The organism is Halorussus limi, assembly GCF_023238205.1.
Taxonomy (GTDB): domain Archaea; phylum Halobacteriota; class Halobacteria; order Halobacteriales; family Haladaptataceae; genus Halorussus; species Halorussus limi.
In genome coordinates this window covers 65,899-87,618 of sequence record NZ_CP096663.1, presented here as the reverse complement: position 1 = coordinate 87,618, position 21,720 = coordinate 65,899, and the positions used below count along the sequence as shown (strand labels likewise).

The window sequence follows — 21,720 nt, the reverse complement described above, 5'->3', positions numbered from 1 at the left end:
GTTCAGTCGAAAGTCACGCTCATATCCATCATTTTCATATGAGTAAAGCAACTTGCAGGTGGTATGACTCTCCAGCAGATTACTGCATCCGATATCGCGGGCTGGGACTCTTTACAGGATATCGCGAACTCCTTTGAAAAACGCGGGCTCAAACCACGCCCGAAACTAGGGGGCGATAACGAACTCGTAGTCCAGCTTGATGATGACGAATTCATCGTCATTGTCAATGCTGGTCCCGGTGAGACTGCCACGGACTTCAAACCGGAAAATCGCTCACGGCACACCAACCTCGTTGCCACCAACGATTTCGAGACTTTCACCTTCATTACGCGAGTCCGAAGCTGGGAGGGGCAGCAGCACGGTCGAATTAAGCATCAAAAGATTTCGTTCTCGAAGGAGCAGTTCACGCGGGACAGCGGAGAAAAGAACACTATTCTCCAGAAACTGAACTCGATCGAGTACGGCTCCTCCGCTGCGATATACGATACGCTCTACGACACACAACAGGTTGTCAAGGAGTTCTATGAACAGTTCGAAGAACTCCGGACAGATCTCATTCAAGAGGTCACGGGCATTCCCGACGATCGGGGTGATGCGAAGCAACGATATGTGCAGGTCATCCTTGACCGGATGATTTTCCTCTACTTCATCCAAGAAAAGCGCCTCCTTGATCGGAACCCGAACTACCTTCACGAACAGCCGAATGAAGTCGTTGACGAGGGTGGTGACCACTACGAAGAGTTCTACGAACCGCTCTTCTTCGAATACCTAGCAGAAGACAAGCAAAACCCTGACTTCGGTAGTCTTCCGTACCTGAACGGTGGCTTGTTCGCAAGGAATCCCGTCGAAGAAGAGTTCGAGGACGCGAAGTTAGGTGGCCCTGCTGAGGAAACGAACGAGCTCTTCGACGATATCCTCGACTTCCTCTCCGACTGGAATTGGAACGTTGACGAACGACTCGACATCGTTGATCCCAAGAACCTCTCCCCGGCGATCTTGGGCCACATCTTTGAGCAAACGGTCAATCAGAAGGAGATGGGGGCGTACTACACACCGGAAGAGATCACGGGGTTCATGGCCCGCCGGACGATCCATCCGTATCTGCTCGATCAGCTCAACGAGACTGTGGACGCAGACTACGACGAGATCGACAATGTGTTCGGATTCCCCGTGCCCGAAGCAGATACTAGCACAGAAGCTGTTGCCGATGGCGGAACCATAACTCAGCAAGTTCCAACGGAAAAGGTCCAGACCAGCCATGTGGAGACTCTCTACCACGATATTCTGAAGGAAGCGCACATTCTCGATCCTGCCGTAGGAAGTGGCGCCTTCCTGCTCGCCGCACAGGAGGTGCTGATGGACCTATACATGCAATGCATTGAGTATTTCCAGCAACTCGAATCAGAGGGACAAGGCTGGGAGCTGGAGAGTCGTAGTCGCGAGGAATTAGAAAGTATCGAGGGTAGGCATGGTGGGGAGTCGCTATACGCAAAACGCTCGATTATTCTGGATAACCTCTACGGGGTGGATATCGACGAGGGCGCTGTGGAGATCTGTAAACTTCGTTTGTGGCTCTCGATGGTTGCGGATATCGAAGACGAGCCAGGGGAGGTCGAACCGCTCCCGAATATTGATTTCAACATTCGGCAGGGGAACAGTCTTATTGGATTTACAGACCTCATCGAAACCGTCAACGAAGAGGGTGATACCTCACTCACAAATTATGGAATCGGTGAAGAAACACCGGTTAGTGAGTATTACGAGGACGTAATCCACGCTCAGCGGAAACACAAAAGGGCAAATTCCTCAAAAGAAGCAACCAACGCCCGTCGTCAGGCAGAGTCACTCATCACCAGCTACAGTCAGAATCTGGACAACAAGGTGCTAGATGAGTTCCACAGTGCCAGCGCTGAAATCACTCTGGATCAAGTTCAAGAATTCTATCCCTTTCATTGGATTCTCGAATTCGCGCTAGTCTACGACCAGGGAGGTTTTGATCTCATTATCGGGAATCCTCCTTGGGACCAGCTTCGAGCAAGTCGCGACGATTACTTCGTCAAGTTTGATGAGCAGTTCCGGTCCCGGATGCCTTCGAACAAGGACGAGATGCAGAAACAGCTGCTAGAAGACGAGGAGATTTCCGAGGGATGGGAGGAGTATCAAGAGCAGATAGAGAAGCAAATGCGGTACTTCACTGATGGATCGGAATACACTCTCCAGAAGCCGGTTATAGACGGCCGCAAGGATCCGAACGAAAACAACCTTGCTGCTCTCTTCTTTGAGAGACTATTTGACCTCGTGAGCAAACAAGGGTACGTAGCGCAAGTTCTCCCTGGAGTTATCTTCAGTGGGTCCTTCTCAAAGGATCTCAGATTAAAATTACTTGATGACGCAGAGATCAAGACGTTAGTGGGCTTCGAAAATCATGGAATCTTTGAGGAGATCGACAATCGATACCAATTCGCCATTCTCTCTTTCAAGAACAGTGGTAAAACGGACCAGATAGAGGGTGTATTTGATCAGCGTGATGTTTCTGTCCTCCGCCATTTTGATGAGATGGCAATTACTATTCCTCGAGAAGTGCTTTCGCAATATTCACTGAAAGCACGGATATTCCCTAATATCACTCATCCTGAGGAAGTGGGTATTTTGAAGAGTATTGTCTCACACCCACCGTTGGGAGAAGAGATTGAAGAGAAGTGGAACGTCACTCCCCACCGTGAACTGGATCGATCACGGGCGTCTGACCGTTTCGTCGAAGAGGAAAATGAAGGTGATTACCCTGTGTACGGTGGAGCAAACATTCACCAGTTCCAGCACGACAACACGTTCGATTCGAGTCTTGATTCCCCTTCACTATGGAGTGTCGATGAAGATCGGCCGGACCTGAGCGCTAAATACCGTGTTCGGGAACGGGCGTACAACGGTGGAACGCCGAAAAAGGACATATACGAAGCGTTTGGTGGACCAAAGACCAGCAAATCACAGAAGGGATTCGTCAACGATCTTCTTCAGGAACACCGTGGACAGGACCTTTGTATGGATGATCTCCTTCCAGACTTCACGGGATACCGAATTATCTACCGGGATATCGCCCGACCTACCGACGAACGGACAATGATTTCGACTGTGTTACCTAAAGGAATTGTTTGTGTTCACACACTCCAGACATTTTCGCCATATGAAGTCAATCCGGAGCAGGAAGACCTCTCAGAGTATCCCCTCCGTTCAATCTATGAACGTGCCTACGATGATGAGGAACTGTTCGTCATCACCGGTCTACTGAACAGCATTCCGTTCGATTACCTAATGCGGACGAAGGTCGATTCACACATTGTCCGGTTTAAACTGGAAGAATCGCAGGTCCCACGTCTCACAGAGGGCGACAACTGGTTCCACTATATTTCAGACCGGGCGGCCCGGCTCAACTGCTACGGTGAGGAGTTCGAGGAGATGCGGGAGCGGCTCGGCGGAATTGAACCCGCTAAAGAGGAATCAGAGCGTCGGCGACTTCAGGCCGAAATTGATGCAGCTTCTTTCCACGCCTACGGACTCGATAGGGGGGAAATGCAGTTCGTTCTTGATGACTTTCATCGGGTGTCGAATCCTCGAATTATGACGGAAGCCTACATCGAGAAGGTCGCTGAGAAATACACTCATCTTGGAGACGTAGGGCCAATGGAGTAACTTCTGAGTTAGCACTACGCCTGGTTCTTGAATGTTAGTCCATTCAAGCTTACTGATGAATGCTGTCCAGCGCTCGCCGGGTCATCGCTCCATCGACATTCAGATATTGACGTGCAGTCGTGATGTCCTCCCAACCGAACATTGCTCGAAGTGCAGGAAGGTCTAAGCCCCTTCCCGCATGGTACGACGCTGCTGTGGCACGCAGTCCGTGTAATGAGGTTGCGTCGTTGGACAGTTCTGGAGACAGTTCAAGGGCCGTTTCCAGACGTCGCTGTAAGGTCGAGAACGAGTATGGCCAACCGCCATGTTCGTCAAGTAGTAATTCGATCGCGATTCGGACTCGATACGAAAAATGGTACGGCACTGTTCGAGACGCGGCCTCTGTTTTCGGGAGCCAATAGCTATCCGCAAAACTTTGGAAGTCCTTCTTGGGATTGTGGTCCATTCGTTGTTTCACCGCTTGCCGACAGTAGCCACAGATACCGCCGTCACGTCCCTTTGTACAATCTTCTTGTTTGGGAATTTGAATCATCTGACGCTCTAGGTCAATCCACGATGTAGACAGGTGCGTCGTTTCTCCTGGCCGAAGTCCCAGGCGTCCCCCGAGGAGGATAGCGGCTCGTGTCTCAAGACGTCTTTGCGTATCTGATATCCGCCCAGCTCCTTCTAACAATAGTTCAAACTCGCGTTCGCTAAGAGCCCTTTCTCGTGTTGCTTCCATACCTGTCTCTGTCTGTCGATACAAAGATAATCCGTATCTTATCCGAGTGTCAAGAGTCATAAAACAACATACCTCTCCCTGAGTTCAAGCAGTTTCGGGCATACAAATACATGGGGATGAAATCCAGCAAATCGAACAGGGGCAGGTAACCCTCCTGAGCGAAGGAAAACTGACCACAGATGATTCTGGATTTGAGGCCGTGTGTGAAGCACTTGACGGGCGAGTCGAGGTGCATGGCCCAATAAAGAAGATCGTCGTCGTAAGCCTGGAGGACGAGCCCGACGTTGTCGAATGTAGTGGCATATTTCAATTCCTTCTGGACCTATGAGACTCTACAGGATCGACGAATCGAGCTCCTGCTGGATATTCTGACGACGCTTGGATTCGATTCGTTTGAGGACGAGTTCGGGATTGAATCCGATCAAGATGAAGTACGCCAAGAAATTCGAGAGAAGACTGACCAAAAGTTTGAGAAACGTCTGTCTGTCCGCTCTCTCTAATCTCTCTGAGAAGACACGGTTTTGGGAGCAATAGTAGAAGTTCTCATTCTTGAGTCCGCCAGGAGGTCAGCTATGTAAACGGGCGACAAGGCCGGTTGAGTGGGTGTCCTTCGTTACGGCCCGCCCCGCTCGCCGCTTACCGGCTTCCGGTGAGCAAGCTCACCGACGTCTCGTTCGCTTCGCTCACGAGACCGCCGCGTCGCTCGCGACCGACCATTCCGGGCATGCGGGCGCTCTCCACACCGCGAGCGCCCGGTCCGGGCTAAAGTGAATCTGGTCTCGACGCCAGCGGGTATCCGCCGGGGGTTGCGCGCCGTGGGTGCTCACCCCGCGACGCATACTCCGCTGGACGCTCGCGGCGGCCGAGACGGCGCGCGGCGCTGGATGCATCCTCTCCCAAAGTGCGCTCTCGCTCGCGCCCCAAGGGGGCGCGCGAAGGCGCGAGCGAGAGCGCAGATGAGTCTGTTGGTTGTGGGTGTCGAGGAAATCCGCGATGTAGGAGCATCGCGGTGTCGGGCGCGTGAGCGCCTTCGGAGCTACGCTAACTCCAATGTCTAGTAACAACGCAAGCGGCAAGGTCGTTTCGGTCGATGAACAGGCACTCAAACAGGCGGACGAGCAAGCAGTCGATGCGGATGGCTTCGAGGTGGTCGAGGAGACGCCCGAACTCAGAGCGACAGTCGAACAGGAGGTCCAAGCGAAGGTGGATGCCAACCACCCAGATGGAATCAAGGAGACGAACAACGAACGGATTCAGGGTGCGACCCTCGAACAGGAGGAGCGCATTCGAGCGCGGGAAGCAGAACTAGAGCGCATCAGTATCAGAGCTAAAGTCAGTCGGCAGGATGGTCGGGCAGAGCGAGCGCGAGACATCGCGGCGAAACGGAGCAAAGAGCGGCGTCGAGAGTTCCAGAAGCGGGCGGCAAGCGTGACCCCCATGGCAGACCCGGAGCGGCCGGACCCACGCGAGGAGCTATCCCAAGACGAGCTAGCAAGCGTGAACGAGCAGACACAGCGGTTGAGCGAGAAGTTGGATGGGTGGACGAGAGCGGCGATTAGTCGGCGATTGGCCGAGCGCGTGGTCGAAGGGGCAGGCATGATGAGTGCGGTCGTCGGCGTCCACGAAGAATTGCAGACGGCCCCGGGACACGTGATTCCAATCGGCAAGCTCGAAGACGTGAATCGCAAGGAGGTGAGCATCTCCGGGCGTGTCGACACATTGTGGGAGCCATCGCATCCAAGTATAGCGCAAGTCGGACTCATCGAAGACGAAAGCGGACGAACCCGAGTCACGGTCTGGAAAAACTCGCAAGCGCCGTGGATGGAGGAAGGCGAGCAAGTGTGCATCCGCGGGGCGGCCCGGAACTGGTACGAAGGACGTGTCTCCCTCGCCGTGACCGGGTGGACGACCATCCAGTTCCCTGAGCGCGGTCGTTGGTGGGAATAGCCCGAGTACGCCCCCCTTTTTTGCTGGTGTGGTGCGGTCACCGCCACCTCCCACCACCTCCACGGTCCGGGCCGCTCACGACCCACGGGCCGTTCGCGGCCGGGCTTTCGCCACAGCAGTCAGACTTGGTTCCCCACCACGACGTGTTTATTCTGCCCTCAATTGGTGAGGGCCTCTTCGAGAGACCGGTTCACGGAGTCCCTCGTGAGTATCATGGCAACGAGCGAGATTTACGAGACGGCGTTCGACGAGGACGTACAGAACGATACAACGAATCAATGCCCGGAGTGTGACGGACGGGTCGCCACGAACGTCGCAGAGACCGTCTGTGAGAAGTGTGGACTCGTTCTTGAGGACGAACGTATCGACCACGGGCCGGAGTGGCGGTCGTTCAGTGACGACGAGCAGAACCGAGAGCGTACAGGTGCGCCGCTGACGGCGACGCGCCACGACCGCGGCCTCTCGACGGAAATCGGGCGTGGGACCGACGCAAACGGAAATCAGCTCTCCGGGCGAAAGCGACGGCAACTCGGTCGACTCCGTCGGGAGCAGTCCCGCGGGCGATTCCAGTCGAAGGCCGAGCGCAACCTCGCACACGGCCTTGGGGAGGTCCGCCGAATCAGTAGTGGGCTCGACCTCACCGAGACGATTCGTGACCAAGCATGCCAACTCTTCCGGAGCGCCCAGAACGAAGACCTCCTTCGGGGCCACTCAATCGAAGCGATGGCGGCGGCAAGCGTCCACGGCGCATGTCGATGTAACGGCCTCTCGCGAACACTCGAGGAGATCACCGAGCCAGCGCGCGTTGAGCAGGCCCGAGTGAGGACTGCGTATCAGACGTTGAATACGGAACTCGGCCTTCCAGCCCAACCGGTGAGGCCGAGTGGATTCATTCCCCAGTTAGCCTCCGAGCTTGATATCCCTGAACAGATTCGGCATCGTGCCCGGCAGTTAGCAGACCAAGCAGAATCAGCAGGTGCCGTTTCAGGCGTTGATCCGACAGGATTCGCCGCCGCATGTATATACAAAGCGGGATGTGACGCAGGCCGCTTGATGGTCCAATCAGAAGTTGCATGGGCCGCGAATGTCTCGACGGTGACCATCCGCACTCATCGAGATACATTGGACGAACTCGCTGTATGAAGGCGCGTGTTCCCCTCATTCGTAGTTCTGGCTCTGTTGAAATACTTCTGGTGCCACAGTAGCTGACGTGAGTAGTTCGTAGTGCGTAGATACCGTTGTGAGTCTTACTAGATACGGTAGACATTCTCGGACTGTGCAAGATACAAGGCGAGAATGTGGTACGAACGGGGGTTAGTCTGAGGGAGAGTGAGTGGTAAGTACAAGCCGGGCACGTATCAACTAAAATTCTCAGATTGGCACACAGTCACCGCAGTAGACAGACTTAAGCCGAACGCGGAAATGTTGCTAATCATGCCTATTCGAAATACGGCATGTCCGTGTTGCGGTAAAGAAGCCATAGTAAATGTCCCCGATCAGGATACGGTAATTCAAAAGGTCAAGTGTGGAAATAGATCGGGACGCGATACGCAAGCAGCCTGTCAGAATTGTGATGAGCAATTTAGCGCATACTACGGATGACAATCTTAATTATTGTTTGATTTGATTCAACCTATATATAAGCACAGTTATTGGCTGGTTCTGGATTTATTCGGAGAAGGTAACGAAGTTCTTATGCTACATTCACTCTCTTCAGCACGCTGTTCCTGACAGTCTCTGATCAGATTGGCTCCCGACGTGAAACATCGTTCCTCTATATTGCGCACAGGCAATTTTATTCTATCAGGAGTAGAGAATTCAAAAAGGCTGTAGTTTTCAATAGGTGTTGACCCGGGGCTATCGCTTAAATACGAAGACGAGGCAGTACTCCATTACTTGATGACTCAGCGGGACTCAGACCACGAAGAACTTCGGCCACTCGGCGAAGCAACGCATATCCCCGACGACAAACTCTCCAATAGTAGTGACGAGGAGTTGAGCCAACAGCGACTAGATGCAGTCGCTACAAGATATCCAAACGAGACGACAGCAACGGAGAGCGAGTGTTCTTCCTGTGGAGCAACTATTCCTTCGAGTCGAACCAAATGTCGGTTCTGTCTGGTGAACCACCTCAATAGCTCTGACGTGGAACAGTCTACGTCAGACACTGAGTGGACACTGCTTCACGTTGTTCATTTCGTCGTGGAAGCATCGACGTTCGACAGCGCCGTCGCAAAAGGTACTGCAGCCGCGGGCCTCCTTGTGAAGACCGACAGAGACTCCGCGGTCAACGACTGCCAACCAATCTCCGAGTTCGACGAAAAGCCTGCATCACAACTTGCCAGCAAATGGCCTTCGCTTCCCGAAGCAGTACGGATTACGTCCAACTCAGGGAGACAGCTACTCAAGACTGCCCGTGAACTGACGGAGTGGCAGGACACAACGCAGTCACGTCACAACGGCGAACATGCGACGTTCCTCTACGACGAAAGCGGACGTGGCGTTCGCGACAAAAATCGTCTTATGGCGCTTCTTGAGGACGCAGACAACATGTGGCTAGTCCCCGCGATTGTACTCCAGCAATCTATCGAGGAGACCACAACTGACAGCCACCAACGCGAGCGACCAACTAGGAGGCACCTCGAGTGTCGTGAGTGCGACCGTGGTACGAGGCACCGATTCCTCAACTTCGAGACCGTTCCAGACGATGAGTGGAGTGGTCACCCGATGTGGGAGTGTCACGTCTGCGGAATGCCTCGATACGGGCCAGAATCCAAAGTGGGCAAGTAGGCGAGATGGTAATCTTAGCAGTAGTTAGTAGTACGGTTTCTTTGTTCAATTTGTAGTCCGTAACTGTCTCAGTAGTTTTGCTCAATACATGGTGAACCGTTAGTGTTGCGCAAATTATATTTTTGGGGGGCATATATTGCGGATATGTCCCTCACTAGCAGTCAAGTAGACGAGATTGAACACTGGACGGGGAGACTCTTGGCGATTGCTGGCGTCCTGATACTTATTGAAGCTGCCAGCGGTGCCATTAGTGAGAGTTTACGGGAGGTTCCGTTTGCATGGCTTCTCACGTCAATTCCGTTCGGAATCGGCTTTGTCTTACTCCCGCTTGTGCTGCTTAGGTCGTATCAGTACCTCTCGGACCGTACACCGACATCGGCTGTCGTCGGGGTTGCCCTCGTGGCGGCACTTCCGGTTGGGACCGTCGTCATAGTAGCGTGGGCTGTCGCGGCTGACGCCAGTGGTATCGTCCCCGACGTAACCGTCCTGCCGGTCAGAATCGATACTGTCTTCTTCACGCTCTTGGCCGTCTTCGCGGGTGGCATTGCGACGTTCGGACTCTCTTTGCTTCGGTACGACCGAACCCGACTGCTCGGTGGGGCGTTACTGATGTTTGGATCGGCCTGGAGCCTCCCGCTGGTCGTCGTGGGACTATCGGGAGTGTATCCAGGGTGGCTTTCGCCTCTTTTCGTCGCCTCAGTGGCAACAACAATGATAGCAATCGGCTACTGCTTCCCACTAGTCGAACCCGAGAGTCAATGAGAACAGACGTTGTGCTGTACTTATCCGCTAAATTTTGCACGCCGTTTGTGACAAATTCTATAGACAGATCAGTCGTTTTATACGTCGCTTCCCTAAATCGAGCGTCGATTGCATAGGCGATTCTGAGTAAAGAAATTATGCTACCCTCTACTGTTAACCAACGAACGAGCACGAATTTCAGCGTTTGTTGGTTAACTCCAGTCCAATCCACAACTCCTTCCTGATTGGACGATGGCCGCCTGTGTTTTTTCTGCGCCGGCGATGAGTGCCGGCGCACCAAGCAGTAGCGTAGAATAGAGTCGTGTGCGTCGGCAGACCGAAGTGAGAACCAATGCATATGGTCATTTACTCGCTGGTAGAGGCATCGACACGAGACGAAGCACTCGCAACTGGAAAGACGGTATTCGACCAACTTGTCGGGGCTAACCCACACGCAGATGTGGTGTTTGACTATTACGTGACGTTCGACGAGTCGGGCACGTCAGTCGCAGGTAAAGCCCGGTGGGGTGACCTGCCAGTAGTAGCTCCCGTCAAGTCCGACGATGGGCAAGAACTGTTGGAGCGTGGGTGGGAGGCGACAAAGAGCGAGTTTGAGCGAAATCTTGACCGCGTCCGGGATGCGCTTGAGGAACTGAGCGACGAGGAGATTATGCGTGACGACGGGCTCTCTCGGCATGCGTTCCACCAAGTCGGCGCGTACGAGGGGCCGACTATCTTCCTGTACGACGAACACGGGAGCGGCATTCGGCATCGAGACCACCTCGACCGTATCCTCGAGGAGAGCGAGAATCTCTGGATTGTCCCAGCAGACGTTCACTACTGAGCGCCCGAGCCAGCCAAGGAACATGACGGAGTGGACGGGATTTTAGGCTTAAATTGTATGAGTAAACTAGGAGTAATATATTTCCAGTACAGTAGATATATGTTCGAGCAGAGCGTAGATACGAGTATGTCCGACGACCCCACCCAAAACGACACCCAGAATCACGCGTCGATGACGCGTGGCGAACGAATCCGCGCGGCTGCGCGGACGCTCCAGACACCGCGTACTGCCTCGTGGATCGCCGACGAGACAGACGCGTCGGTGAAAACAGCCCAGAAATATCTCAACCAACTCGTCGAGGACAACGTGCTCCGGAAGATCGAGCAGGGCGACCAGACGCTCTACTGCGTCGACCAACTCATGGCGACCTACCGTGAAGTCGCTGCGCTTCAACGCGAACACGACCGCGAAGCACTCACGACCTCACTCGAATCGATGCGCACCAAAATCAGGGACTGGAAGACCACCTACGATGTCGAGACGCCGGGTGAACTCCGGGCGAGTATCGCCGACCTCGACAACTCCGAGGAGATCGAAGAACGACGGGAGGTTGCCAGCGAGTGGGAGCATCTCAAAGAGCGCATCCCGGTCGTCCGGGCAGCACTCAACGAATACGACTGGGCGAACGAGCGTGACGCCCTCCCTGCCTAATACAGATGGGGCTACCAGGAACGACAAGCAGTTCAGTGTACGAGGGGCTGAAGGACGTCCTGCAACGACACCCGGCCACCACGACGGTTGCCTACAAACCGGATAGCATCGTCAGGCAGTTTCTACAGGCAGAAATCGACCCCAGCCGTGTTGTACCACCAACGGGCCCGGAACCGCCAACACTCGACATCGAGTGGCGGTTCGTCGAGGAAGAACCGTACTATCGCATCCACTACGCTGATTCGAATACAGGGTTCAATTGTGGGTGGCATCGCGACCACGACCATCAGGATCTCGGGCCAGTCCACTTCCAGTACGAACACCCCGTTGCGGACGAACGTGACCACAAGCCTGCCGAATTCGAGAAGACACTTCCACCAGAGATCCTCTGGACAGCACTTGACCGACTGTTTGAGAAGAAAATCCCGACACTAGCCGATGAAGGCTGACACGAAATAGTTTCATCACCGGCGAAGTGACATTCGACGAGTCTGGCACACCAGTCGCTAGCAAAGCCTGCTGGGACGACCCTCCAATTGCAACAACGACGGAATACGATGACAGGTATATCCGGCACGCATCGAGAATAGCCTGCCCGTATCACGGAAAGCAACACGTTCTAAATTGTACCAGCAGACATTCATTACTGAGCGCCGGAGCTAGCCAAGGAATGTGACGGTGTGACCGCAGTGAGTTTTTCACCCCCCTAAGGGGTGCGGGGGAACTCGAAGTAGTCCCTCGAATTGAACCATGAGTGGAACAACTGACTCGAAATCACTCGAACAGACACGGCCAAACCCGAAACAGGATGTCGTCTACGTCGGCTACCGGCGGCGCGGACGTGCTATTGTAGAAAAACAGCCCGGTCAAGAACAGATGACACCAGAGCAGAGTCTGGAACTGGCGAATCACAGTCCCTCGGGCTTCAGCTGGGGATACAGTGGGAGTGGCCCGGCGCAACTTGCGCTTGCGCTCCTACTGGACTACACCGACGATGAAGACGTTGCGCTAGCCCACTACATTGGGTTCAAAACCCGGGTCGTGAGCCAGTTGGACTGCTCTCATCCTGAAGGGTACTGGCGACTCACCGGCACTGACATCGAAAACGCCCTCCGTGAACTGTCCGACGAAGCCGTCGCATCGTCCAACTAAACCCAAGTAATACAGCTACACCATGTCAGAACACAACTCGTCTTCTCGTGCAGCGACCAAATCGAAAGCAACCAATGACGAATCGTCACCGACAGAGCACATCGAGCGGAGCGACGTCGGTGTCTCGCTCACGGTGAAACTCAAGCGAGGGACTGGTACACGAGATGAAGACCAGATCAAGGCGAAGGTGAAGGCGAAAACGCTTGACGACGCCCGTGAAGATATGGACGTACTTCGAGCGTACATTCGTAATCTCGCCGAGGAGGCTCGCCAGATTCAACCGGCGGAATGAGATGAACGCAAACGGATTAAACGAGGGTTCGGGACTCGAATAGAGACGACATCCGGAGCAGTTTTTCAACCCCGAAAGGGTGCGGGGATAGCAGTCCCTGTCCGAGAAACATGGCAACACTCCAAGCAGCAACAACGTCGAACGGCGTCACCGTCACCGATGCACAGGCAGTTCGAGAACTCTGCGAATCATACTGTTTCGGAATGCTCGAATGGGAGGTCAACGACAACGACCGACTCTCAATCTGGGGCTACGACGCATTCGAGATCTATGGGCGTCGAGAAAACGGCCTGCCCGACTACGAAGCAGGGCAGCGGACCCACGAGTTCCTTCGAGCACTCGCAGCGTACGTCGAGGAGGGCGACGAACTCGATATTCAAACGGCCGGATTCACCAAATGTCGGTTCCCGGTACTTGCCGCTCGATACGTTGTCCGGCGTGGCGACGTCCTGCGAGCAGACCTTCGGGCTCTTGAGCCAGTTGAGAACTGAATGCTAGTACTAAACTCGTTTGCAGCGAATGTCGGAGGAGAGGTTTCGTGAGTGACCCAAACACTAATTCACGTTCGGCGTCAACGTTGTCAACAAGGATGTCGCATCAGGTCCGACTCAACGACGACCTCTACGAGCGCATCAAAGCAAACAAGCAGGAGGGAGAGTCGTTTAGCGACGCCATCGAGCGCCTTATCAACGACCGTTCGCTTCGTGACCTTCAGGACATCTTCGATGATGAGCAGGTAGACGAGATGCGGGACGCAATCGAAACAGCAGATGAAGAGGACGTAGCCGAGGTCCGTGAAATCGGCGAACGCTTCGAATGATCGTCGACACGATCTTCGTGCTGGACGTCATCGACGGTGTGGAGGAGGCCATCGAGAAAGAACGAGAACTCGAAGCCGCAGGTGTCCCCCTCGTCATTCCCGCGATGACCCTGCTCGAACTCTACATCGGCGTGGGGAAAGTCACAAACTCGGCACGGGAACGCCAGCAAGTCGAAGCGATTTTCGACATCTACCCGCTCGTGGAGATGTCACCGAGTATCTCCCGTCGTGCTGGTCGACTGCTCGGCGAGCAAATGAACACAGGCGATGGCGATGGACCGGGCATCGGGAAAGGTGATGCCGCAATTGCAGCGACAGCACTCGAACGCGACGAGCCGATTTTGACGGCCGACTCACATTTCGAAACGATCGACGGCGTCGAGGTCGAAACGTATCGATGACGGCGATTGGCTAGCGTTTTCCAAATGTAGTAGCATCCTGGCTGGGCAAACGAAAGTCTCCTCGGGAGCAGAGATGAGGAGACAAGCAGTATTCTCCGTTTTCCAAAGTGGACTCTAAGTAGTCGTGTTGATACAGCAGGGTTATTTTCTGCCCCCGAAGGGTGCGGGGCACTCGACTTCCCGGTGCCTCACGACCAGCATGACAACGCCACTCGCAAACCTAGAAACGACGAGTAGAGTCCGAAAACGAGCACAGTACGAAGCCCTCGAATTCGAACTTCAAAACGGTGATGTGCGCGTGCGGAATGGGAGCTACGCCGACCCGGAGAATCACGAATACACCGTTTGCATCGAGGACGACCTACCGACTGCGTGTACGTGCCCGGCAGACGCGAAATACAGCGAGGCGTGTAAACACCGTGTTGCTGTTGCGCTCCGCCGGCCTATTCTCGACGCCGTCCGCCACCACCAACTCCTCGCCGACGGTGGCGAGACTGTCCAGCCCTCAAACCAAGTGCGCGACCATAAGGAGAACTCAGAAGAACAACCGGAGATAGATGAATCGGACTGTGACTGTGCGGACTTCTCCAGCGATTTCCCGTGCTGGGAGTGCTACCGGACCGGACGACGTGACCTCCCCGAATAGCACTCTGTACCTCAAGACGACCCCTGCTACGTTCTGCCACGCTGCATCGAAGCACAACAACCAGCAATAGATTCCGAATCCTATGACTTCTCCCGAAAACACGAATGACGACGCTTCGCTCGCACGACTAACCATCGCAGTTACGAACACCAACCTTCCAGAAGACGAAGCCGAACAGCAGGCCCTCTGTGAGTCACTCGAAACAGCTGTTGGAACTGTCCCCAACGAGACGCTCAGCGACGCCACGACAGACATCCAGGTGATGCTCGGGGATACGTACACCTCGGTCAGTCCCATCTGTCCAGCGTGCGATAGCGCGCTCACGCTCAACGGTATCCATCTCCGCGAGGGTGCAAATGCGTACGCGGTCGCTCGATGTTCAGCCGACTGTGGCTGGACCGGTGACGGCGTGTACAAACTCGTCGATCTCGATAGAAGTGTCGGCGATCACTACGAAAGCGAGGTCCTCGCTGGAGAGATTCGGCCGGAGCGCCAGCGGTACACCGACCGTGACTGCTAGTCCGGTCGCGCTCTTTCATCCGTACCTCGAAACACGTCTCATGTAGTCTACCGGCTTAGAGTCCAAAAAATTGCTCTCGGTTGTTTTTTCGTCGTCTCCGACAGGAGCGGAGGCGACAACAAGTGAGCAACGTCATAGACGACGAATCGAATGGACTCTCACCAGAACAACGACTTGAGCCGCGAAACATCCGGCTCATCGATCCAAGCATTGCGACGATAGACGACATGGACACGCTCCGTGCCTGTGTCGCCTACGAGAATACTCACCAAAATCGCATCCAAATTCTCCGACGGCTCAAGCGGCGTGCAGAAGAAATTCGCGCGGAATAGTCGTCAGTAGTTGGTGACACAATTGATTCTGCGCCATAAGGGTTGGGATATTAAGCTGTAGTGAAAAGTGACAATAACCTCCAGGGACTAATAATAAATACAAATAAAAGGATCTTTAGTCGCGGGCGGACTCGCCGCCGTCATCCGATACTTACGTCTCATAGACCAATACCGAGTCGTTATGGCGAAAGCAGCTATCGTGATTCTGGCCGGTACCGAATCGCACGCCGACAACGGTCGCGTCGTCAACGGTCTCGAAGCCGCGAAAGAATTCGCCGAGAACGACGGCGATGAACTCGAACTCATCTTCGACGGCGCAGGGACGCAGTGGATTCCCGAACTCGAAGACGAAGACCACGACTACCATGACCTCTACGCGTCGGTCAGCGAGAGCGCATCGGCTTGCGATTACTGCGCCGGTGCGTTCGGCGTCGACGATGCGATTCAGGACGCCGGCGTCGTGACGATAGACGAGCACGAGGGCCACCCCAGCATCCGGTCGCTCGTCGACGACGACTACGAAATCATCACGTTCTGACGGGCCGACCGTTCGGGCGTCTCCGATTTCGCTGTATTTCTGCTGAACCGCACGTACTCACTTCGGTTAGCGGTGACTGTGAGTGTCTATTGCTCGTTACGGGGAGTAGAACGCATCGTGACCGTGGTCGTCCTGCCACGCGAACGCGAACAGCCGTTTCGCGGATACAGCTCCAAGGGACCGTCCGTCCGCTGACTCGCCCGTCGCTTCGTCCCACGTGGTTCCGTCGGCCTCGTACGCCCCGCTCTCGGTCTGTTCGAACTCGTAGTCGGGGTTCCGAAACGCGTAGATTCCGTTCTCGGACGCGAACACGACGACACCAGTTCCACCGACGGTGGTCGTCACGACCCCTCCGTTCTCTCTGACCCATGAGAGTGGAAATCCGACCGCGTCGCCGTCGACGATGTCGGTTTAACGCTGCTCCAGATGATGAAGAACGCCGGACGCAATCTCGCGGGTCGTGTTCTCGAACGCGACCCGGAGCGCGTGGCTATACTCGCGGGTAACGGAGAAACGGTGGCGGGGGACTCGCCTGTGGACGCCACCTCGCCAATCGGGACGTGTCCGTGTCTGTCGTCCTCGACCGCTCTCCGGATGCCTTAGACGGTGCCGTATCGACCCAGTATCGCATTCTCGAGGGGATGAACGTCTCCGTCACCACCTCGGACGCTTCTGACGTGTGTAGCGAGGCGGACACCGTCGTCGATTCGCTCATCGGGTACGGTCTGCAGGGTGCTCCTCGTGGACGGACTCAGGACCTCATCGACCTCTGTAACGATACCGAGACACCTACCGTTTCCCTCGACGTGCCATCGGGACTCGACGCGACGACTGGCGAGCGTCCCGGACTGCTCGTCGAATCGGACGAGATACTCACGCTGGCACTTCCGAAGACCGGCCTTCGCGAAATCGAGAGTCGGCTCTACCTCGGAGATATCAGTATCCCGCGTATCGTGTACGACCGAGTGGGTATCGAGTACGAAACACCGTTCAGAGAGTCCTACTGCGTGGCGGTAGAACGGTAAGCGTTGTCCTCCATCGCACTTCGTAACCTGCGATACGTTACAGCTGTCGACCGTGACTCACGAGGAGATGACGGAGCCTATACCATCACCGCGCGCGACACAGGTGTTATCACCGGCGGTGTCAACGCTGTCGACGCCGTCCTTGGCCTCGACGGTGTGAAGCAGACGTTCGCGACCCACTTCAACGACACCTTCAATCGCGGGCGACTACAGCGCGCGACCCGGTGGCAGGCGTCCCGGCCGCGGTGTTCCGGGACAGACGGACCGACTCGAGGCAACTGACTCGCGAGGAGGAGTGTACCCCTCCTCCTTTCGGGGAGTAATCTATTCTGAGTGTGAGACCGCACGACCGAATTCGGTATCACTCCTCCCGACGAGTGACTTCTTCACGGGGGAGTCGGAGCGATAGCGATGGAGCGACGTTCTCGCGAGGAAAGGGCGGACGGCGCTGGGAACTAACTATCCCGTGCGGGCACGTCGCCGAGGGCCGCGAGACTGTCCATGTTACTGGCTGTAAAGAACACGGCTCCGTCGACCAGTATCGGCGGTACGATCACGTTGGGGGACCGGTCGAACGCGTGGTGCCAGCGCATCTCTCCCGAGTCGCGATCGAGCGCGCTGATCGTCTTCTTGCCGGGTGAGTATTCGGGGTCGTCGATCGGGAACACGACCGTTTCGGTTCCGACACAGATTCCCGGGTCGTACACCGGAGCGTCGCGGCGCCATCGTTCCGTTCCGGTTTCGCTGTCGACTGCGACGGCACCGGACGCGCTAGTGACGAACACGGTACCGTCGTCGGCCGCAACCGTGTGAGCGATTGCATCTTCGCCCTCGCCGAACGAGTGGAGTTCGCGGTGGCGGTCGCCGGTTTCCCTGTCGTAGGCGACGAGCGTTCGGTCGTCGGCGACGAACACCCCTTCTTGGGTCGCGACGGGCGCGGCGGACTCGGGTCCGGAGGTGAGTTCGCTCCGCCAGCGCTCCGCGCCGTCCTCCAGCGAGAGGGCAACGAGGGACGGCGCTCCATCGACGTTTCCTACCGCGAACACGCGCCCGTCGTACACTGCAGGCGCATGGACGAGTGGGCGTATCGTGTCGGTTTCCCAGCGTTTCTTCCCGTTCGCTGCTCCGAACGCCTCGATACCGCTTTCGGACGCGACCAGTACGGTCCCGGTGGCTTCGTCTGCGACGAGCAGTTCCGATAATTCGAGACCGTTCGTCGTTTCGGTCCAGATTCGCTCGCCCGTTTCGGGATCGAGCGCGACGAGTTCCGTGTCGTATGCCACGATACATCTCTCGTCGACGACGACAGTCCCGTTGGCCCCGCTGGCGTCGAGGGTGGTTCGCCACTGTTCGGTGCCGTCCTGTGCGTCGAGTGCGATTGCACTCCCGTCGTGGCTGGGGTCGAAGTTCGTCGTGTACACTGTTCCGTCGGAAACCGCAGGCTGCCAGCGTGTGAAGGTCTCCGACGTCCATGCCAGGTTCCCCTGCGATGGAGCGGATACGTCTGTTGCGAACGTGTTCGCCGCGTCGGCTCCGTACTGTGTCCACGCTCCCGTGGGAACGTCCGGCAGGGGGGTGTCCGAGTCTGACGACGGGAGCATCGACAGACACCCCGAGAGTGTACTTGCGCCGACGGCCGCTGTCGACAGGAACGTTCTCCGCTTCATATCCGAGATTAGAATGTTAATTTCATAACTCTTTCTTCCGAGATGACGGTCGTCCGGCGACCTGAGCCGTCGCCGCATCGGGTTGTTCACCAAGAAATAGTGCGGGCGGCCACTGTCCGTTACCGATATGCCGGTCGTGGTTACAGCTGGTTGATCGCTCCGCGAGAGTACGCCCCGATGAACCACATGCACGCGTACGCCGAATTTTCGACGAACTCGTCCCAGTCGTCTCGGTTGTTGGGGCCGTTGTTCACGATCGTCTCGTAGACCTGATCGGAGTAGTTCGTCGAATCACTTGCTATTGTCTTGCAAGCCTCTTTCATCGAACCATCCCACTGCGGGCTGCTCGCTCCCCGCTCGAACTCTTCGACGAGGTCCTTCGAGGTATCGTTGGCGTTGTCCCAGTTGTCCTCTATGAACGACTTGTACGCGTGATGAATCGTACCCTGTCTGCCCTCTGCGCTGCCGACCCCTGCAGCACTCGCGAAGGCCGCAGTACCGCCAATCGTCTTCAACACGCTTCGCCTCGAGGTCCTGTAGTTCCGAATAGCCGCTAATTTCCACGTCAGTTAGACATGTTTTTACAGTAACGAAAAAAGATACCCGTATGAACGACGCGTCACGGTTTGCCCTGTCCGTACTTATCGGTGCCCTCGCCTTTGTGTACACAATCGTAACTACTGGAACACTACTATTTTCTATCGGGGTGGGAGTCATAATCATAAATGGGTCTATCGTAATATTGCGCCCAGAGGTTTGGAATTGGCTACTTTACGGAGGAACAGCCAGAAACGAAGGCCAATTTGTCATCACTACTATGACATCTGTCTTCCTGATACTCGAATTCACTAACAATAGCGCTGAGTTCGGAACAATACACATCCTCACAGTAGTCGTCGCCCTCACCGTCGGCGTCTCATCAGGACTACACAACCAACAACACAAAGAGTAAGCCCAAGACTATCTCCAACGAACACGCCGAACACCAATCTCATACCCCACCAATTAATCCATCCCCTCCTCTGTATTCAGCACGGAGCGTCCGTGTATTTCCGGAATTCTTCCCTGGAAGGGCTGGTACAAGCATGCCTAAATAGCGGCAAAACACCAACTCTAATGGCGATGACACGCCGGGAAGTTGCGAATTGTTAAGGGTTTAGAGTATGATTCAGCAGACGATGACTCGTCTTCTCCGCGGAAGTATCATTCTCCTGTTGGCGGGACTCTGTTTTAGCGGACTATTTTTAGCGGGGGCGCTACCAGGCACTTCCGATACGTCGACCCCACAAGACCGTCCAGTGTTCATCAATTTTACTAATAGCGCGGATACGAGCCACACGCTCGAACTTTGGGTCGGTGAAGGGACAGAGATCAATGACATCCAAGTACATCGCAGTACTGGTGGTGACTACAACACGACCGAGGGGACTGCTGGTATCAGTTCGAGTCATCCCGGCGACTATCACACGGTGATGTCCCTTTCGTTTCCTAGTGAGGTCCAACTCTACGGACGGTACACGTTGGACCCCGGTACGACACGCACTTGGACGATGGCCGAGCCGTACGGCCAGACCGTCTTCGTAATCGTCGTCTACACTGACGACCACGTCAAGATCTGGAAGAGTGTCTCCTGTGACAACGGCCTCCTCTACGGTTTCAAAACCGAAGTAACGTCCTACGGAGCGCCCGGCGCGTACACCTGCCTGTAGACTATGTATTCACGACGAACACTCGTTGCATCCGGCCTCGCGCTCTTGGGTGCGGGCTGTAGTTCACTTCCATTCGGGGGTTCGAGGGATGAACAGGACCTCTGTGAGTACGGGGCCGTCGCTGAACCCTTCGACCCCGTGACGGACCTTCTGCCCACGTACAACCGATTTCAGCGGACACTCGCTCACCGAGCAAGTCGCCATGGGAGTACGACTGCTTCCTACGGGCCTCGCCCACTCAAACAGGCCTCGTACGTGGAGTTCGATAACTCGTATTACTACGTCGAACTTGCCAACAGCTACACCGCTGAACTACCGGCACTCGTACTCAGCGTCACGTGGAACCCCCGTCAAACGCCATCACCGAACGCTACGGTGTTATCGTTCCCGGACCTCCCCGAATCCGACCAATTAGCATTGCGGTCCACCGTCTACGGCGGTCTCTACAAACCCCAAGTCTATCCGGAGACGATACTCGATTTTTCCGCGTCTCCAGTTCCATACCGGGACGGGACCGCTGAGTCAACGTTTGTGGACGAGGGCGAGTTGTGGGTTCGCTGGGAGGGGAGGGCCTACGAGGTGACGGCCCACCGAACAACCACGATGGAGAAACTCGTACACGAATACACTGCTGAACGGGTGGCAGAAAGTGCCGAGTCATTCCGTGAGTTGATTGCCGACCGCCACATCATCCGAATTGAGCCCCCCACACCCGAAGAGCAAGCCATTCTGGACGCGGCGGTGACCGACGGCTATCACGAAACAACCCAGTCTCCTTCCCGCGCATGGCACCGGCTCCTGGAGCGACTTCGGGAGACCGCCTTTCCTGAAGCCCACTACACGTGGTACGTCGACTACGACGGGGAGTGGTATACCCTCTCTCTCAGTTCGGACGAGTCGTGCACGAATTAAGGTGGCTCGGAACTCTACACCGTCGTCACTCTGGTACAATGATTGGCTGATAAGTGCTTGCAGAAGGCGTCTGTAGTCTTGCCTTTCACCGTACACGGGGAACTCCTCGGCGTCGTCCCACGGCATTACCAGCCCCTACTCCTCGTCCCTGTGGGCGTGCTTTCCGTGCAGCTCGGAGTAGTCACCGAGGTCCGCAGTCGTCCACAAGAGCGTGGCCGCATCGTGTTCGGTGACCGCGTCCATAAGCAGGTTCCGCACCTGTTGCTCGCTAGTCGATTCCGGTTGCAGTACGATTCTGTCGTCGATACTGGTGCCTGCGTTCATG

Annotated in this window: 26 protein-coding genes; 21 read left to right on the top strand and 5 right to left on the bottom strand. The window is 55.6% G+C overall.

What is annotated here, in order from left to right; all coding sequences use genetic code 11:
• Positions 1-63 precede the first annotated feature (63 nt).
• Positions 64-3,687, top strand: a complete 3,624-nt coding sequence (locus M0R89_RS23040) for an Eco57I restriction-modification methylase domain-containing protein (RefSeq protein ID WP_248653148.1) — start codon at positions 64-66, stop codon at positions 3,685-3,687.
• A 49-nt stretch (positions 3,688-3,736) separates the two neighbouring features.
• Here M0R89_RS23040 and M0R89_RS23035 read toward each other — a convergent pair whose 3' ends face one another.
• Positions 3,737-4,408 carry a tyrosine-type recombinase/integrase gene (locus M0R89_RS23035; protein WP_248653147.1) on the bottom strand — a complete coding sequence of 224 codons (672 nt, stop codon included), beginning with the start codon at positions 4,406-4,408 and terminating at the stop codon, positions 3,737-3,739.
• Between the two features lie 1,050 nt (positions 4,409-5,458).
• Between M0R89_RS23035 and M0R89_RS23030 the strand changes: the two genes are divergently transcribed.
• From M0R89_RS23030 to M0R89_RS22955, 16 genes are all read left to right on the top strand, one after another.
• Complete coding sequence (locus M0R89_RS23030) at positions 5,459-6,355, top strand: DNA-binding protein (protein WP_248653146.1); 897 nt, start codon at positions 5,459-5,461, stop codon at positions 6,353-6,355.
• A gap of 213 nt (positions 6,356-6,568) precedes the next feature.
• The gene (locus tag M0R89_RS23025; protein ID WP_248653145.1) at positions 6,569-7,498 is read left to right on the top strand and encodes a transcription initiation factor IIB; all 930 of its coding nucleotides are present in this window, start codon (positions 6,569-6,571) and stop codon (positions 7,496-7,498) included.
• 756 nt (positions 7,499-8,254) lie between these two features.
• Positions 8,255-9,145 carry a biosurfactant protein 1 gene (locus M0R89_RS23020; protein ID WP_248653144.1) on the top strand — a complete coding sequence of 297 codons (891 nt, stop codon included), beginning with the start codon at positions 8,255-8,257 and terminating at the stop codon, positions 9,143-9,145.
• 144 nt (positions 9,146-9,289) lie between these two features.
• Positions 9,290-9,907, top strand: coding sequence for a hypothetical protein (locus tag M0R89_RS23015; RefSeq protein ID WP_248653143.1), 618 nt, complete (start codon positions 9,290-9,292; stop codon positions 9,905-9,907).
• A 331-nt stretch (positions 9,908-10,238) separates the two neighbouring features.
• Positions 10,239-10,730: a DUF7995 family protein gene (locus M0R89_RS23010; protein WP_248653142.1), complete on the top strand. Its 492-nt coding sequence runs from the start codon at positions 10,239-10,241 to the stop codon at positions 10,728-10,730.
• Positions 10,731-10,856: 126 nt separating this feature from the next.
• Complete coding sequence (locus tag M0R89_RS23005) at positions 10,857-11,381, top strand: DUF7342 family protein (protein ID WP_248653141.1); 525 nt, start codon at positions 10,857-10,859, stop codon at positions 11,379-11,381.
• Positions 11,382-11,416: 35 nt separating this feature from the next.
• Complete coding sequence (locus M0R89_RS23000) at positions 11,417-11,830, top strand: hypothetical protein (protein WP_248653140.1); 414 nt, start codon at positions 11,417-11,419, stop codon at positions 11,828-11,830.
• Positions 11,831-12,131: 301 nt separating this feature from the next.
• Positions 12,132-12,533, top strand: coding sequence for a DUF6166 domain-containing protein (locus tag M0R89_RS22995; RefSeq protein WP_248653263.1), 402 nt, complete (start codon positions 12,132-12,134; stop codon positions 12,531-12,533).
• Between the two features lie 22 nt (positions 12,534-12,555).
• Positions 12,556-12,825, top strand: coding sequence for a DUF7389 domain-containing protein (locus tag M0R89_RS22990; RefSeq protein ID WP_248653262.1), 270 nt, complete (start codon positions 12,556-12,558; stop codon positions 12,823-12,825).
• A 110-nt stretch (positions 12,826-12,935) separates the two neighbouring features.
• Positions 12,936-13,316, top strand: a complete 381-nt coding sequence (locus M0R89_RS22985; RefSeq protein WP_248653261.1) for an RNA-dependent RNA polymerase family protein — start codon at positions 12,936-12,938, stop codon at positions 13,314-13,316.
• Positions 13,317-13,414: 98 nt separating this feature from the next.
• Positions 13,415-13,645, top strand: a complete 231-nt coding sequence (locus M0R89_RS22980) for a DUF7557 family protein (protein WP_248653260.1) — start codon at positions 13,415-13,417, stop codon at positions 13,643-13,645.
• Positions 13,642-14,046 (top strand): PIN domain-containing protein, encoded by a 405-nt coding sequence (locus M0R89_RS22975; RefSeq protein ID WP_248653259.1) that lies wholly within the window; start codon positions 13,642-13,644, stop codon positions 14,044-14,046. The genes M0R89_RS22980 and M0R89_RS22975 overlap by 4 nt, the downstream gene beginning before the upstream one ends.
• 199 nt (positions 14,047-14,245) lie before the next feature.
• The gene (locus M0R89_RS22970; protein WP_248653258.1) at positions 14,246-14,692 is read left to right on the top strand and encodes an SWIM zinc finger family protein; all 447 of its coding nucleotides are present in this window, start codon (positions 14,246-14,248) and stop codon (positions 14,690-14,692) included.
• A gap of 82 nt (positions 14,693-14,774) precedes the next feature.
• The gene (locus tag M0R89_RS22965; protein WP_248653257.1) at positions 14,775-15,212 is read left to right on the top strand and encodes a hypothetical protein; all 438 of its coding nucleotides are present in this window, start codon (positions 14,775-14,777) and stop codon (positions 15,210-15,212) included.
• A gap of 122 nt (positions 15,213-15,334) precedes the next feature.
• Positions 15,335-15,544, top strand: coding sequence for a DUF8129 domain-containing protein (locus tag M0R89_RS22960; protein WP_248653256.1), 210 nt, complete (start codon positions 15,335-15,337; stop codon positions 15,542-15,544).
• A gap of 181 nt (positions 15,545-15,725) precedes the next feature.
• Positions 15,726-16,082 carry a hypothetical protein gene (locus M0R89_RS22955; protein ID WP_248653255.1) on the top strand — a complete coding sequence of 119 codons (357 nt, stop codon included), beginning with the start codon at positions 15,726-15,728 and terminating at the stop codon, positions 16,080-16,082.
• Positions 16,083-16,178: 96 nt separating this feature from the next.
• On the opposite strand, the gene M0R89_RS22950 is transcribed toward M0R89_RS22955, so the two are convergent.
• Positions 16,179-16,427, bottom strand: coding sequence for a DUF3179 domain-containing (seleno)protein (locus M0R89_RS22950; protein ID WP_248653254.1), 249 nt, complete (start codon positions 16,425-16,427; stop codon positions 16,179-16,181).
• Positions 16,428-16,642: 215 nt separating this feature from the next.
• Between M0R89_RS22950 and M0R89_RS22945 the strand changes: the two genes are divergently transcribed.
• Positions 16,643-17,107, top strand: coding sequence for an NAD(P)H-hydrate epimerase (locus tag M0R89_RS22945; RefSeq protein ID WP_368408911.1), 465 nt, complete (start codon positions 16,643-16,645; stop codon positions 17,105-17,107).
• A 455-nt stretch (positions 17,108-17,562) separates the two neighbouring features.
• Here the strand turns inward: M0R89_RS22945 and M0R89_RS22940 are convergent, their stop codons facing one another.
• The gene (locus tag M0R89_RS22940; protein WP_248653252.1) at positions 17,563-18,852 is read right to left on the bottom strand and encodes an outer membrane protein assembly factor BamB family protein; all 1,290 of its coding nucleotides are present in this window, start codon (positions 18,850-18,852) and stop codon (positions 17,563-17,565) included.
• Positions 18,853-18,914: 62 nt separating this feature from the next.
• Positions 18,915-19,292, bottom strand: coding sequence for a hypothetical protein (locus M0R89_RS22935; protein ID WP_248653251.1), 378 nt, complete (start codon positions 19,290-19,292; stop codon positions 18,915-18,917).
• An 89-nt stretch (positions 19,293-19,381) separates the two neighbouring features.
• Between M0R89_RS22935 and M0R89_RS22930 the strand changes: the two genes are divergently transcribed.
• The 3 genes from M0R89_RS22930 to M0R89_RS22920 all read left to right on the top strand — a co-directional run bounded on the left by M0R89_RS22930 (position 19,382) and on the right by M0R89_RS22920 (position 21,395).
• The gene (locus M0R89_RS22930) at positions 19,382-19,726 is read left to right on the top strand and encodes a hypothetical protein (protein ID WP_248653250.1); all 345 of its coding nucleotides are present in this window, start codon (positions 19,382-19,384) and stop codon (positions 19,724-19,726) included.
• 598 nt (positions 19,727-20,324) lie between these two features.
• Positions 20,325-20,483, top strand: coding sequence for a hypothetical protein (locus M0R89_RS22925; protein WP_163523562.1), 159 nt, complete (start codon positions 20,325-20,327; stop codon positions 20,481-20,483).
• Between the two features lie 255 nt (positions 20,484-20,738).
• The gene (locus M0R89_RS22920) at positions 20,739-21,395 is read left to right on the top strand and encodes a hypothetical protein (protein ID WP_248653249.1); all 657 of its coding nucleotides are present in this window, start codon (positions 20,739-20,741) and stop codon (positions 21,393-21,395) included.
• 135 nt (positions 21,396-21,530) lie between these two features.
• On the opposite strand, the gene M0R89_RS22915 is transcribed toward M0R89_RS22920, so the two are convergent.
• Positions 21,531-21,719 carry a hypothetical protein gene (locus tag M0R89_RS22915; RefSeq protein ID WP_248653248.1) on the bottom strand — a complete coding sequence of 63 codons (189 nt, stop codon included), beginning with the start codon at positions 21,717-21,719 and terminating at the stop codon, positions 21,531-21,533.
• Position 21,720: the final 1 nt, after the last annotated feature.

Bases quoted from the DNA above. Each gene is read 5' to 3' on its own strand.
- M0R89_RS22955 (WP_248653255.1), top strand. From the start codon at position 15,726: ATGGCGAAAGCAGCTATCGTGATTCTGGCCGGTACCGAATCGCACGCC.
- M0R89_RS22990 (WP_248653262.1), top strand. From the start codon at position 12,556: ATGTCAGAACACAACTCGTCTTCTCGTGCAGCGACCAAATCGAAAGCA.
- M0R89_RS23005 (WP_248653141.1), top strand. From the start codon at position 10,857: ATGTCCGACGACCCCACCCAAAACGACACCCAGAATCACGCGTCGATG.
- M0R89_RS22930 (WP_248653250.1), top strand. From the start codon at position 19,382: ATGAACGACGCGTCACGGTTTGCCCTGTCCGTACTTATCGGTGCCCTC.
- M0R89_RS23020 (WP_248653144.1), top strand. From the start codon at position 8,255: ATGACTCAGCGGGACTCAGACCACGAAGAACTTCGGCCACTCGGCGAA.
- M0R89_RS22975 (WP_248653259.1), top strand. From the start codon at position 13,642: ATGATCGTCGACACGATCTTCGTGCTGGACGTCATCGACGGTGTGGAG.
- M0R89_RS22985 (WP_248653261.1), top strand. From the start codon at position 12,936: ATGGCAACACTCCAAGCAGCAACAACGTCGAACGGCGTCACCGTCACC.
- M0R89_RS23035 (WP_248653147.1), bottom strand. From the start codon at position 4,408: ATGGAAGCAACACGAGAAAGGGCTCTTAGCGAACGCGAGTTTGAACTA.
- M0R89_RS23015 (WP_248653143.1), top strand. From the start codon at position 9,290: ATGTCCCTCACTAGCAGTCAAGTAGACGAGATTGAACACTGGACGGGG.
- M0R89_RS22995 (WP_248653263.1), top strand. From the start codon at position 12,132: ATGAGTGGAACAACTGACTCGAAATCACTCGAACAGACACGGCCAAAC.
- M0R89_RS22925 (WP_163523562.1), top strand. From the start codon at position 20,325: ATGGCCGAGCCGTACGGCCAGACCGTCTTCGTAATCGTCGTCTACACT.
- M0R89_RS23025 (WP_248653145.1), top strand. From the start codon at position 6,569: ATGGCAACGAGCGAGATTTACGAGACGGCGTTCGACGAGGACGTACAG.
- M0R89_RS22970 (WP_248653258.1), top strand. From the start codon at position 14,246: ATGACAACGCCACTCGCAAACCTAGAAACGACGAGTAGAGTCCGAAAA.
- M0R89_RS23010 (WP_248653142.1), top strand. From the start codon at position 10,239: ATGCATATGGTCATTTACTCGCTGGTAGAGGCATCGACACGAGACGAA.
- M0R89_RS22980 (WP_248653260.1), top strand. From the start codon at position 13,415: ATGTCGCATCAGGTCCGACTCAACGACGACCTCTACGAGCGCATCAAA.
- M0R89_RS23040 (WP_248653148.1), top strand. From the start codon at position 64: ATGACTCTCCAGCAGATTACTGCATCCGATATCGCGGGCTGGGACTCT.
- M0R89_RS23030 (WP_248653146.1), top strand. From the start codon at position 5,459: ATGTCTAGTAACAACGCAAGCGGCAAGGTCGTTTCGGTCGATGAACAG.
- M0R89_RS22940 (WP_248653252.1), bottom strand. From the start codon at position 18,852: ATGCGGCGACGGCTCAGGTCGCCGGACGACCGTCATCTCGGAAGAAAG.
- M0R89_RS22915 (WP_248653248.1), bottom strand. From the start codon at position 21,719: ATGAACGCAGGCACCAGTATCGACGACAGAATCGTACTGCAACCGGAA.
- M0R89_RS22965 (WP_248653257.1), top strand. From the start codon at position 14,775: ATGACTTCTCCCGAAAACACGAATGACGACGCTTCGCTCGCACGACTA.